This is a genomic window from Aquidulcibacter sp., assembly GCF_044346625.1.
Lineage (GTDB): Bacteria > Pseudomonadota > Alphaproteobacteria > Caulobacterales > Aquidulcibacteraceae > Aquidulcibacter.
Genome location: NZ_JBIIYV010000008.1, coordinates 52,073 through 63,946 on the forward strand (window position 1 = coordinate 52,073; position 11,874 = coordinate 63,946).

The following is an 11,874-nucleotide window of genomic DNA, read 5'->3' on the forward strand; positions in this document are numbered from 1 at the left end:
CCCTATGGAAGCGTCGTGGGGCGGTTAGCTCAGTTGGAAGAGCATCTCGTTTACACCGAGAGGGTCGGCGGTTCGAGACCGTCACCGCCCACCATTTCCCTTAAAAACTTGGCTCCAATCGAAGAATGCGGTTAATCCGCCGCCCTCTAGGCATGCTTCTGGCGGCCGATGCTTCGTTCGCGCACAGCAGGTGGGGCCTACGAGAGTTGCATGTATTTCGGGAGTTCGGGCGTTTTTCTCTATTTCGCTCGACTTGCTCAATTAAGTCACAATCGGGCGCGGCATCATGTCCGGTGCCCATGATCGAAACAAGGCTCGACAACTAACTTCCCAGTCAGTTATATAGATCACATGAACGTGATCAGCCCAAACTCAAGTCAGCCGAAATGGACGCGTAAGCCGGGGGCGCGGCCAACTGAAGTCCTAGAGGCAGCCCTTGATGTCTTTGCCGTAAACGGCTTTGCTGCAACGCGGATGAACGATATTGCCAAGGCTGCAGGTCTTTCTAAAGCGGCGATCTATCTCTATTTCCCCTCCAAGGATGACGTTTTTAAGGCCTTGGTTGAGCAGCGGATTGGGGTCCTTCAGGGCCATTTTGATGCGGCAGCCAAGGATCAAAAGCGCGATCCGATAGCTGGCTTGCGCCATGTTGCCCGTATGTGGGCAACTTCGTTCCAGGATTTACGGGTCGCCGCTTTGCCGCGCATTATTCTGGCCGAGGCGCTTCGGTTTCCCGACCTCGCGGAATTCTACCACCGCACTGTGATCGAGCGCACGCAGGGTGCCTTGGTCGAATTGATCCAAGCGGGGATAGATGCAGGCTTGTTTCGCCAAGTTGAGCCGCTCTTGGCTGCCCGCGCGTTAGTGTCGCCATTGGTGTTTGAAATTCTGCGCAGGCAAGCATTTCCAGCCCACAATATCGGCCAGCCGATGGAAGTTTTGGTCGAAGCTGTTTTCGACTTGTTTTTACATGGCATTGCGGCCGTCCCGTTGCAGCCTATCGCCGGAGTGAAGCCATGAACCGAAAGACAATCTTGTCCATCGTCGCAGGCGTGGTCGGCCTTGGCGCGCTGTGGGCAATCGGCAGTTGGCTCCTTGTCGGGCGCTACCATATCTCGACCGATAACGCCTATGTGCGCGCCGATATCACGATGGTGGCCGCCAAAACCGAAGGCTTTGTCCGTAAGATTGACGCCCATGACAATGCAAAAGTCCTGTCCGGTGCCTCCTTGGTGATTTTGGACCCCCGCGACTCTCAAGCCAGCGTTATGGCGGCAGAAGCCGACTTGGCGCGTGCTAAAGCCGAAGCCGCTCGGGCGCGGGCCGAAGCCCGCCGCATCGCCTCAGAAGCCAATCGCATGGGCGCAGAGGCTGTGGCTTCAGCCGCAGGGGCGCGGCAGGCGGTGGCTCTGGCCAATCAAGCTCGCGCAGAAGCCCGTGGTCGAACGCTGAGTGTAGCTGTCGCGTCCGAACAAGTGGCAACCCAGTCGGATTTGGTTGTCCAGGCCCAAGCTTCTCTGCGGGCCGCAGAAGCGGCTAATCAAGTCGCAGAGGCCGATCGCGGTCGCTTTGCCGCTTTGTCCAAGCAGGGCTTTGTCTCGCAGGCACGCATGGACCAAGTCGACGCCCAAGCCAGTGCCTCCGCCGCGCGCGTGGCCGAAGCACGCGCTGCCGTAGCCGTTTCCCGGCAGCAAGTAGCAGTTTTAAGTGCCTCGCGCTCTAGATCCAGCAACGATGTTGGCTCAGCAGGCGCAGGCGCGCTGGGCGCACAATCGGGTGCTGAAAGTGCAGCCGCGAAAGCGCAAGCCGCAGCAGCGGGAGCTGTAGCGGGGCGCAGTGCTATTGGATCAGCAGAAGCCTCCATTCAGGCCGCAGATGCAGCCGTTCTTGCCGCCCAAGCCCGCCTTGACGCTGCCAAACTTGGCCAAGGCTATGCGCAAGTCACCGCACCAGTCTCTGGCGTCGTAGCCAATCGCACGGTGCAAGTGGGCCAGTTGGTGCGCCCCGGCACCATCATGATGGCGCTTGTGCCCCTTGATCAGGTCTATGTGGTTGCCAACTTTAAAGAGACCCAGATTGGAAAACTGGCCCCCGGACAGAAAGTAACCTTCAAAGTCGATGCTTTTCCCGATCAAAAGGTCACGGGTACGATTGAAAGCGTCGCACCAGCGTCTGGCTCGCAATTCTCGCTGTTGCCCACCGACACTGCGACCGGCAACTTCACCAAAATTGTCCAACGGGTGCCTGTTCGGATTATGATTGACCCAGAGTGGCGGGCCAAAGGCATTTTACGTCCGGGCCTCTCCACTGTGGTTGACGTGGACACGCGCAGAATTGAGCCTGCAGCCAAGGTTGTCCAGAGGTGAGCGGGGAGGCCCCCACGGCCACGACGTCCCTCCCGCCGCCAGGGCCGGGCGGACTGATCTATCCTAAGCCAACAATCGGCCTTTGGATTGGCTTTGCCTGCATGGCCTTAGGCAATTTCATGGCCATTTTGGACATCCAGATCGTGGCAAGCTCGCTACGTGAGATCCAAGCAGGTGTGTCGGCTAGCGCAGATGAACTGGTCTGGATCCAGACCTCATATTTGGTGGCAGAAGTGATCGCCATTCCGCTGTCCGGTTTCATGGGGCGGGCGCTGTCGATCCGTAATTTGTTCACTGCTGCGGCCCTCGGCTTTACGATTGCTTCGTTGGGGTGCGCGTTTGCACAGAATATTGGCACGCTCGTATTCTTCCGGATCATCCAAGGCTTCATGGGTGGCTTTATGATGCCCACAACCTTTGCCGCAGGCTTTTTGCTCTTTGCCGAGAAGGATCGCGCAACCGTCAATGTGATGATGGGGATGATCATGACGTCCGCGCCTGCGATGGGGCCAGCTCTGGGCGGCTTTATCACCAGCGCTCTCGGCTGGCATTGGCTGTTTTTGGTCAATTTGGTGCCGGGCATCATATGCGCGGTCGGCTGCTTTCTATTGATCCCGCTTAAGACCCCAGATTGGCCACTCCTGCGAAGGATCGATATCATAGGTCTGATTGCCTTAGCCGTCTTTCTAGGCTCGTTGGAAATTGTGCTGGAGGAGGGACCGCGACAGGGCTGGCTTGGCAGCGGCGAGATTGCCGTCTTTTTGGCCCTGATGCTGACAGGCGGTGGCGTATTTTTCTGGCGCGCATTTACCTTGGAAGAGCCAATCGTCAAGCTTGACGCCTTTACAGACCGGAACTTTGCCGTCTGTTCGCTTCTTGCCTTCACGGTCGGTATTGGCCTTTATGGCTCGGTCTATCTGCAGCCTTTGTTCTTGGGGCAAGTGCGTGGCTATAACGCGCTCCAGATCGGTCAGGTTATGTTTGTGACCGGTGTGTTCATGCTGCTTAGTGCGCCTTTTGCTCGTCAACTTATCATGCGCGTCGATCCAAGGCTTGCGATTTTTGTGGGGGCAAGCCTGGTTGGCGGTTCGTGCCTCTTACAAGCTCATTTGACGGCGCAATCGAGCTTTTGGGAGTTCTTTTGGCCGCAGGCGATGCGCGGATGCGGCTTGATCCTATGCTTTGCCACCTTGTCTACCATTGCCTTGGGAACGATGCCGCCACACAAAATCCAAAGCGCATCTGGCCTCTTTAATCTGACCCGGAATTTAGGCGGCGCGATTGGCTTGGCGGTTTTGTCGACTATGAATGACTATTTTACCGTATTCCATCGCACCCAATTGGGGTCCGCTATGAATGTTGGTGACCCACTCCTCGCCGATCGACTGGCAGCCTCCGCAGCCAATCTGGCGGCGCATGGCGTCGCGAATCCGGAGACAGCGGCCTTGGCCCAGCAGATTCAGTTGCTCAACCGAGAGGCGGCGGTCATGACGTTCAATAATCTGTTCATTTTGATCGCTGGCTTTTTGGCCTTGTCGATTTTGGTAATTCCGTTGCTGGCGCGTGCGAAGCCCAATCAAGGATCTGGTGATGCTCATTAGGCAATTACTCGTGCGGCAAAGTGCCCAGGGGTCCCCACTCTCCGCTTGCGCTGCGGCGGGGATGACGTAGGGGATGGGTTCTTCCCTCTCCCAGAGGGAGAGGGGAGAGGCATAAAACAAAACTTATCCCCCACCCACCAAACCGCCCGTAACCTAAGCCCATCTCCGACGAGAGGGCGTTGTTGCTGCAGAGGCGACACCGGTTGGGGATGGGTAAGCGGGATTAATCGAGGTTGAAGTGGCGACCTCGTGTTTCATAGGGATTAGCTGTCCTCATGCCCGGTTTGCTTTAGCCTGACTGCTGTGTGAAGCCGGAGGTTTAGTCTTTCAGTAGGCTTGAAACAAAACTCGCGGGTTCGCTCCATTCTTATAATCGCGCAACTTTGATCCTGTGGATCAAAACGCGCTTAAAATGGGCCTTTATGTACAGGTTGGGGAAATCAGAACCACCGGTGGCGTCATGACCCACCCAAGCACACAGCCTTATTCAGCCGGGGCGCATGGTTTGCGTCGTATTCTGGGCCAGTCCGTTAATCTGGCACACCTCATTTGGCGCACACCACGCGCCCCGGCCCTTCTACAAGGTGCACCCCCGGTTGTTTTCCGCGCGGGGCTATAGGTGTGGCATAATCATTCATTACAGTTTTCCTGCAACGAAGTTGTCATCATCGCTTGACCCGCTGAGGGGAGGAGTCTATCACGCCCGCCTTGCCGAAGCGGTGACGCATCGGTTTGAGGAAACAGCGCGGGCGTAGCTCAGTCGGTTAGAGTACCGGCCTGTCACGCCGGGGGTCGCGGGTTCGAGCCCCGTCGCTCGCGCCATTCCTAGCCCCGCCTGGTGAGAGCTTGCTCTACCAGGGCGGCGGCGGGAAGGTTCGATTTCAAATCGTCCCCCAATTAATTCTCTTCAAGATATGCTGCTAAACCAGAACGGGCTTGCCCTGCTTGCTATCTCGCCGATTCCAAGCCGATAAGGCCGTTTTTACGATCACCAATTGAACAATTAAAGTCATGCCATCCATCGGATAGAGGCCGATGGATTCGGTGAATGCCATGGCCGTGATAGCCGTGAAGATCCCGACTGCCGGCATCATGGCTGGCTCTCTGCCAGCTTGCAGCAGGATTTGCAGCCAAGTCCGCGCGAAGGTCAGGCCGACCAAGATCAAACCAACGAGGCCCATTTGTAAGCGAATATCCATTGGTGTGGAATGCGCGTCTGGCGGCCGAAAGCCTTCCATAATGGACTCAACACGGTCCACCGGACTGGTCAAGGATGTATCGGTCCAAAACGCCTGATAGCCCCAACCAAGCCACGGTCGTTGGGCAATCGGTTCGGCCAACGCGCGCCAGATGTCGGTGCGGCCTGTCAGGTTTGGGGCTTTGCCTAAAAGCTGGAATACAAGAGGAGCCAGAATGGTGACCACGAGAAACAAGGCCGCAAGTCCAGTTACCACCGCCCAAACCGACAGGACAGCAGCACTGGGATGCCTTTGGGCGAGCCACACAGCCACGGGCATTGCCATGGCAAGCCCTGTCACCAAAATGGCCGTAGTCGCTTCGCTCTTGATTGCACAAACGACAATTATGAGTAGGGCCGGGGCCGTCCAAATGGCTGCTTTAGGCTGCATCAGCGCATAACCCATGACCCCACCTGATCCCACAGCCATTGCGACACCCAAGGTCTGCTTGAAGCTCCAGATACCCGACCAAGCACCGGGGTAGATATCGGTCATCACACCCCATTGCGGGGCGAGAATTGCGAGGCCGGCCGAGACGACTGCTTGTAAAGCGAATAGACAGGCAAGGACCCGTGCGAGACGCAGCCAACTCAAATACTGGCTGATCATACAGGCCGCCCCGTAAGTCACGCACATCAATAAGCCCTGACGAAACGTCAGGTCAGGTTGGTTCGACCATTGGAAGCTGGCAAAAGTCCACAGAATGAAGAGGAAGAACGGCCCACCTACCAGCGCGGTGCGCAGCGCCACAAGGGGCTTATAGGCAATTGCTAAAGCAGTCAGGAGGACGGTGGGTGCATAAATCAACAGCGACCAGCTTGGAGCCTCCTTAAGATGCTGTATTTTCATCACAAAGGCGACTGTCGAACCAAAACAGCAGAACAGGTAAAGGGCGATCGCAAGGTCTATCAGAATGATAGAGAGGCGATTGTCGGGATTGCCCATACCGGTTCGCACATCGGCGGGGCGCTGCCCAGTCAATGAACGCATGCGGGCGACAATGTCCGCTGCTGGATGATATAAGGGCCTGCTCACGCCTCATTCTATAAACCAAAATGCTGAAAGTCTTATCAACAAGTCCATTGATGTTGCGACTAATATGAAGGGGCTGCACAAGAGTGCCGAGTGCGCTTCCCCATTGCATCTGTCCGCCTTAAGCAGGAAGTCTGTTAAAAGATGCAAATGGGGTGCTGGATATGGAATGGGGCTGGGACAATGCACGCGCGATCCTCGGTGCGGGTTTGATCATCGCATTGTGTTGGGCGATGAGCGAGAACCGTAAGATCTTCCCGTGGCGACTGGCCCTCGGTGCGATGGCGGTGCAAGCCTTTCTTCTGGTACTTCTGTTTGCGGTTCCCGCCTCACAAGGCTTCTTGAATGGCGTCAATGCTGCGGTTGATGGTCTCAATGCCGCAACAATTGAAGGCACCAAATTTGTGTTTGGCTATTTGGGGGGCGGAGAGGCCCCGTATCAATTGGCCAAACCCGGCGCGCCGCCGCCTTTTGTCTTTGCGTTTCAAGTTCTGCCTCTGATCCTTGTTATCTCCGCTCTCTCTGCCGTCCTTTGGCACTGGAAAATCTTGCAATGGGTGACCCGTGGTTTTGGGTATCTGTTTGAGAAATCGATGGGGCTGGGTGGGGCATCGGCTTTGGCAACAGCTGCCAACATCTTCATGGGCATGGTGGAAAGCCCAATCGTGATCAAAGGCTATCTCGATAAGCTCTCGCGCTCAGAGCTCTTTATGATGATGGTGGTGGGTCTTGCCACGGTCGCAGGCTCAACCATGGTTGCCTATGCTGCGATCTTGTCACCGAGCTTACCGAATGCGGCTGGGCACGTGTTGGTCGCGTCTATCATCACGGCACCGGCCGGGATTTTGCTAGCCCGTATCATGATTCCAGAACAACCCGGCCAATATATGGATGGCATGGATTATAGCTCGGCCCTGAAATATGAATCGACTATGGATGCCATCACTAAAGGCGTACAGGACGGCATGATGGTGGTGGTCAATGTTGGTGCCTTCTTGTTGGTGTTTGTGTCTTTCGTCTGGATTGCCAATGGGGTTTTGACTGTCTTTGGTGACCAATGGGGCGGCCCACTCACGCTGCAGCGTATCTTTGGTTACCTATTCTCACCGCTAGCTTGGATCATCGGCATTCCAGTGGAAGATATGCAAAAGGCAGGCGGCCTGTTCGGATCCAAACTCTTCCTCACCGAGTTTGTCGCCTTTATCGAACTCGGCAACATCCCAGTGGCAGATTTGAGTGAACGCTCGCGCATGATCATGACTTATGCCTTGTGCGGCTTTGCAAACGTCGGCTCGATTGGGATCATGACCGGTGGCATGACGGTTTTGATGCCGGAGCGGCGCAATGAAATCCTTAAGCTTGCGTGGAAGGCCTTGATCCCAGGCTTTTTAGCGACCTGTCTTTCGGCGACTATTGTGGCAGCTTTGCCCATGGGCGTGTTTGTCCACTAACGATCAAAGGCTTTGTGATGAAACTCTATACCGCTAAGCTCGCTCCCAATCCCCGCCGAGTTCATATGTTTCTAGCCGAGAAGGGCTTGTGGGAGACGGTCGAGCGGGTTCAACTTGATCTCGCGACCGAGACGAAAGTACCCGACCATTTGGGCAGAAACCCGATGGGTCTCGTGCCTGTGCTAGAATTGGACGACGGCCGTTTCCTGACCGAAAGCCGCGCCATTTGCTCCTACCTCGAGCATCTCAACCCAGAGCCCAATCTCATGGGCGAGACGCCGGAAGAACGCGCCTTTATCGAAATGTTTGACCGCCGGGTTGAATGGGGCGTACTCCTGCCGTTAGCTAATTGGGTTCGCCACGGCCATCCGGGCCTAGCTGTACTGGAAAAGCCGCAAATTCAGGACTATGCAGAAGCCTCATCTGAGAAAGCAAAGGCAGCCATGGTATGGCTCGATGCCGATCTGGCCGAGCGCGACTATGTGGCGGGAAATCGATTTACGATTGCCGACATAACTGCATTCGCCGCGATTGAGTTCGCTCGGCTGGTCAAGTTCAAGCCGTGGGAGATCTATCCCAATATCGCGCGCTGGCGTGATGCCGTGAAGGCGCGGCTATCAGCAGATGCTGCCTTAGCCTAATGTTCGGCTCAGACAATCAGGCACCGGCCCATCCGCGCGTCCTGGACGCCATGTTGGCAGCCAATGAGGGCCGCTGTGGCAGCTATGGCGATGACCCATGGACTGTCCAGGCGCTCGACCTGCTTTACGGCGTGTTTGAGACCCGTGAGCTCGATGCCTATTTTGTCGGAACCGGCGGGGCAGCCAACGGCTTGGCTTTATCGGCCCTCTGCCCCCCTTGGGCCGCAATTATGGCCCATCCCCATGCCCATGTGCTGGAGGATGAAGGCAACGGCCCTGAATTCTTTACCAGCGGCTCTCGCCTCGTGGGCTTGGGTTCGACCGGGCTTCTGGTTCAGCCAGAGGATGTTGAGGCTGCGGCCGCCCGGCACAGTTCGGATTTTGTCCATGGCTTGCAGCCGCGCGCTGTCACGCTGACCAATTTGAGCGAGACGGGTCAGACCTACAGTCCAGATCATCTGCGGGCTGTCAGTGCTGTTTGCAAGAAGCAGGGCTGGGCTTTGCATGTCGATGGGGCTCGCTTTGCTAATGCGGTGGTAGGGACTGGTGCCTCTGCGGCTGAGCTATCTTGGCGGGCAGGCGTCGATGCATTGAGCTTTGGTTTGACCAAGAATGGTGCCGTGGCGGCTGAAATTCTGATCATCTTCGGCACCGCGCGGACACAGGCTGCAGCCTATCTGCGTAAGCGGGCCGGTCAGCTCTTCTCCAAGCACCGGTATCTGTCAGCGCAAGCTGTCGCCATGCTGGAAGGAGACTTATGGCTGGAACTCGCCGTCCACGCCAATCAGATGGCGTGTGATCTTGGCGCACGTTTTGAGCGGGCAGGGGCAAGCTTGGCAGTCCCTGTCATGGGCAATGAAGTGTTTGTGCGGCTCGACACAAGCAAAGTCTCGGCCCTTCAGGCCGCTGGGGTAAGTTTCTATCCCTGGGCTACATTAGGGGAGGATGTGTATCGGTTTGTCGCGTCTTGGCAGACTACAACGGAATCCGTTGACATAGTCGCAAGTGCTTTGGCCTAAATCAGCGATTTTTTGTTTGAGCCATGTGGGCGGCATAAAGCGATATGGCTGAAGCGGCAGAGACATTCAGGCTTTCCATTTGTGGATCAATCGGAATACGCGCCAATCGGTCGCACCGTTCCCCCACCAAATGGCGCAAGCCTTTGCCCTCTGCGCCCATGACCAGCACCACGGGCGAGCCATCCAATACGTCGGATAAATCATGCTCGGCTTCACCCGAAAGCCCGACTGTTATCCAGCCATCCTCGGCCAATTGGACGATGGTTTGGGCGATGTTCACCACTCGGACATCGGGCACCATTTCAATGCCGCCGACAGCCGCTTTGGCCAAGGAGCCTGTGATTGGCGGGGCTTTGCGGTCCTGTTGGATGATCGCGCGCACGCCAAAGGCCGCCGCAGAACGGAAGATCGCACCGATGTTTTGGGGGTCCGTGACTTGGTCCAAGATCAACGCAATGCCTTCCGCGTTTGGCAGAGCTTGGTCGAGACCTATGCTTTCAAGCGGGTATACGCGCACGGCAATGCCTTGATGCACAGCGCCGGGCGGCAAGAGCGCAGAGAGGCTTTCGCCATCGGTCAGGGCAATCTTGCTTTTGTCGATCTGAGCGTCTTCAAGGCCTTCCAGCGTATTGCGGGTGGCGCGAAGCTCCAGCACTTTGCGCTTGGGATTGGCGAGAACAGCCAGCACAGCATGCGTGCCGTAAATCCACTGACTGCCATCGCTAGGCTTATCCTCGCGAGGTGGGCGTGGCCCTTTGGCTTTCCAAGGCGCAGCTGCAGGATGGTCACGACCGCCATCGCGGCCACCCTCTTTTGGACGAAAACGTGAATTCTTAGTCATGACGTTCTTTTAACGGGAAAAGGTCGCCGCTGTCGCCTATAAGGGCTGCGGAAACTCTTTTGAGGACGGATGGGAGACTGACGAATATGCTGACTCAAAGACAAGGATTGGGCCTAGGAGCTGGGATTGGACTAGGGGCTGCTCTATTGCTGGGCTTTCAGCCCGTGGCAGCTCAGAGTGACGGGCAAGCCCGTTTGCTGGAATTAGATGGCGTGGTTGGCCAAGTTGAGATTCGCACCTCCCCCGGGGCTGCATTCAACGTCCAAGTGACGCCCGGTGCTAAGTTATCGGCTACGACAGAGCGGGATGGGATCACTTTGCGCGTCAAAGGTCCTATCCAACGCAGGATGCGCACGAATTGCAGCAGCTACACCCAGAACGGGCAGCGTGTTGAAGAGATCAAGATTGATGGGGTCCGCTACAAGGCAGAGGATTTGCCCAAAATTGTGGTGACAGGGCCAAGCTCTATGGGTCTTCGCATCAAGCGCTCTTTGGTCCGTGGTAAGGCCGGCGATGTCGGTGGTGCCACCATCACGATGATTGGCTGTGGTGATTTTGCATTGGGCAAAGTTGCGCGCAATTTGGAACTTACTATCGCAGGCTCAGGCGATTTCCGTACCGAAAGCGTGGGTGGCGATTTAACTGCCAGATTGGCAGGTTCGGGCAATAATCAAACGGGGCCGGTAAAAGGTGCCGTGAAATTGGATATTGCCGGATCGGGCGATACCGAAATTGGCTCCATCGGTGGGCGTACTGAGATTAACTTGGCCGGATCCGGCGACATTCAAATTGGTCAAGTCCAAGCAGACCTCAAAGTTAATCTCGCAGGCTCTGGCGATACACTTGTCAAAGGTGGACGTTCACGTCTCGATGCTAATTTGGCGGGCTCTGGAAATATTCGTCATGGTGGCACCGTAATTGACCCTCAAATCAGTATCATTGGATCGGGGGATGTATCGGTCGCCAAACTGGAAGGCAGCCCCCGTGTGACGAAGCTTGGCTCTGGTGGCTTCAAGGTTGACTAGCTCCGTATCCGGCGTTTGATAACGTGGGCCTGTGTGTCAAATCAGGCCCATCTTGCAGTTATGTGAAACTCATCTGCTTGATCACAGACAATCGCCATTGCGTTTAGAGAGACCATCGCTATAACGCGGCCCTTCCAGAGTGGCTTGCCGTGCCTGATGCATGAAGTGTGTCATGTCCAGCAAGCGGTTTTGGAACTCCTGAAACGCCGTTGCGGTATGTGCTGGCATCGGTTGCGATTGGGTGTCACCTGGTGAGGTGGCCGAGTGGTTAATGGCAGCAGACTGTAAATCTGCCCTCGAGAGAGTACATAGGTTCAAATCCTATCCTCACCACCAGTGACATCCCAAATCGTAATCCTTTGATGGCCAACCTGGGGCTCGTCGGTTCGGGAAATCGGATGCGGGTATAGCACAATGGTAGTGCAGCAGCCTTCCAAGCTGAGGATGTCGGTTCGATCCCGTCTACCCGCTCCAGTTTTTTGAATTTTGTAGCGCCACCAAGCGCTATGTTACTAGAGACGAAGGGCACGACCATGGCTAAGGAAAAGTTTGAACGTACGAAACCGCATTGCAACATTGGCACGATTGGTCACGTTGACCATGGTAAGACGACGTTGACGGCGGCGATCACGATGACGCTGGCGAAGGCTGGTGGTGCGA

Annotated in this window: 10 protein-coding genes and 4 tRNA genes; 12 read left to right on the plus strand and 2 right to left on the minus strand. The window is 56.2% G+C overall.

Features of this window, described 5'->3' with window-relative positions; genetic code table 11:
* Positions 1–18 precede the first annotated feature (18 nt).
* The 5 genes from ACIQ20_RS04125 to ACIQ20_RS04145 all read left to right on the plus strand — a co-directional run bounded on the left by ACIQ20_RS04125 (position 19) and on the right by ACIQ20_RS04145 (position 4,789).
* Positions 19–94: transfer RNA gene (locus tag ACIQ20_RS04125), tRNA-Val, on the plus strand.
* 257 nt (positions 95–351) lie between these two features.
* Positions 352–1,020: a TetR/AcrR family transcriptional regulator gene (locus ACIQ20_RS04130; RefSeq protein WP_395777652.1), complete on the plus strand. Its 669-nt coding sequence runs from the start codon at positions 352–354 to the stop codon at positions 1,018–1,020.
* A complete protein-coding gene (locus tag ACIQ20_RS04135) occupies positions 1,017–2,366 on the plus strand; it encodes an HlyD family secretion protein (protein ID WP_395777653.1) in 1,350 nt (449 codons plus the stop codon). Before ACIQ20_RS04130 ends, ACIQ20_RS04135 begins: the two co-directional genes overlap by 4 nt.
* Positions 2,363–3,967 (plus strand): DHA2 family efflux MFS transporter permease subunit, encoded by a 1,605-nt coding sequence (locus ACIQ20_RS04140; RefSeq protein ID WP_395777654.1) that lies wholly within the window; start codon positions 2,363–2,365, stop codon positions 3,965–3,967. The genes ACIQ20_RS04135 and ACIQ20_RS04140 overlap by 4 nt, the downstream gene beginning before the upstream one ends.
* A 745-nt stretch (positions 3,968–4,712) precedes the next feature.
* Positions 4,713–4,789 (plus strand) — tRNA-Asp (locus ACIQ20_RS04145).
* A 98-nt stretch (positions 4,790–4,887) separates the two neighbouring features.
* Here ACIQ20_RS04145 and ACIQ20_RS04150 read toward each other — a convergent pair.
* The gene (locus ACIQ20_RS04150; protein ID WP_395777655.1) at positions 4,888–6,240 is read right to left on the minus strand and encodes an O-antigen ligase family protein; all 1,353 of its coding nucleotides are present in this window, start codon (positions 6,238–6,240) and stop codon (positions 4,888–4,890) included.
* Positions 6,241–6,401: 161 nt separating this feature from the next.
* On the opposite strand from ACIQ20_RS04150, the gene ACIQ20_RS04155 reads away from it, so the two are divergent.
* The 3 genes from ACIQ20_RS04155 to ACIQ20_RS04165 are packed head-to-tail and all read left to right on the plus strand — an operon-like array spanning position 6,402 to position 9,348.
* Entirely contained in the window at positions 6,402–7,688 is a 1,287-nt protein-coding gene (locus tag ACIQ20_RS04155; RefSeq protein ID WP_395777656.1) for a NupC/NupG family nucleoside CNT transporter, read from the plus strand.
* A 17-nt stretch (positions 7,689–7,705) separates the two neighbouring features.
* Positions 7,706–8,329, plus strand: a complete 624-nt coding sequence (locus tag ACIQ20_RS04160; RefSeq protein WP_395777657.1) for a glutathione S-transferase family protein — start codon at positions 7,706–7,708, stop codon at positions 8,327–8,329.
* A complete protein-coding gene (locus tag ACIQ20_RS04165) occupies positions 8,329–9,348 on the plus strand; it encodes a threonine aldolase family protein (RefSeq protein ID WP_395777658.1) in 1,020 nt (339 codons plus the stop codon). The genes ACIQ20_RS04160 and ACIQ20_RS04165 overlap by 1 nt, the downstream gene beginning before the upstream one ends.
* Position 9,349: 1 nt before the next feature.
* On the opposite strand, the gene rlmB is transcribed toward ACIQ20_RS04165, so the two are convergent.
* Entirely contained in the window at positions 9,350–10,189 is an 840-nt protein-coding gene (gene rlmB, locus ACIQ20_RS04170) for a 23S rRNA (guanosine(2251)-2'-O)-methyltransferase RlmB (RefSeq protein WP_395777659.1), read from the minus strand.
* Positions 10,190–10,275: 86 nt separating this feature from the next.
* On the opposite strand from rlmB, the gene ACIQ20_RS04175 reads away from it, so the two are divergent.
* The 4 genes from ACIQ20_RS04175 to ACIQ20_RS04190 form a co-directional block, all read left to right on the plus strand.
* Positions 10,276–11,214 carry a GIN domain-containing protein gene (locus ACIQ20_RS04175; protein ID WP_395777660.1) on the plus strand — a complete coding sequence of 313 codons (939 nt, stop codon included), beginning with the start codon at positions 10,276–10,278 and terminating at the stop codon, positions 11,212–11,214.
* A 250-nt stretch (positions 11,215–11,464) separates the two neighbouring features.
* A tRNA-Tyr gene (locus ACIQ20_RS04180) sits at positions 11,465–11,550 on the plus strand.
* A gap of 64 nt (positions 11,551–11,614) precedes the next feature.
* Positions 11,615–11,688, plus strand: a tRNA-Gly gene (locus ACIQ20_RS04185).
* Between the two features lie 59 nt (positions 11,689–11,747).
* Positions 11,748–11,874 (plus strand): GTP-binding protein (locus ACIQ20_RS04190; protein WP_231492570.1); only part of this gene is annotated, 127 nt, incomplete at its 3' end.

Excerpts from the sequence above, each read along its gene's own strand:
- ACIQ20_RS04130 (WP_395777652.1), top strand. The coding sequence starts at position 352 with ATGAACGTGATCAGCCCAAACTCAAGTCAGCCGAAATGGACGCGTAAG.
- ACIQ20_RS04135 (WP_395777653.1), top strand. The coding sequence starts at position 1,017 with ATGAACCGAAAGACAATCTTGTCCATCGTCGCAGGCGTGGTCGGCCTT.
- ACIQ20_RS04155 (WP_395777656.1), top strand. The coding sequence starts at position 6,402 with ATGGAATGGGGCTGGGACAATGCACGCGCGATCCTCGGTGCGGGTTTG.
- ACIQ20_RS04160 (WP_395777657.1), top strand. The coding sequence starts at position 7,706 with ATGAAACTCTATACCGCTAAGCTCGCTCCCAATCCCCGCCGAGTTCAT.
- ACIQ20_RS04165 (WP_395777658.1), top strand. The coding sequence starts at position 8,329 with ATGTTCGGCTCAGACAATCAGGCACCGGCCCATCCGCGCGTCCTGGAC.
- rlmB (WP_395777659.1), bottom strand. The coding sequence starts at position 10,189 with ATGACTAAGAATTCACGTTTTCGTCCAAAAGAGGGTGGCCGCGATGGC.
- ACIQ20_RS04175 (WP_395777660.1), top strand. The coding sequence starts at position 10,276 with ATGCTGACTCAAAGACAAGGATTGGGCCTAGGAGCTGGGATTGGACTA.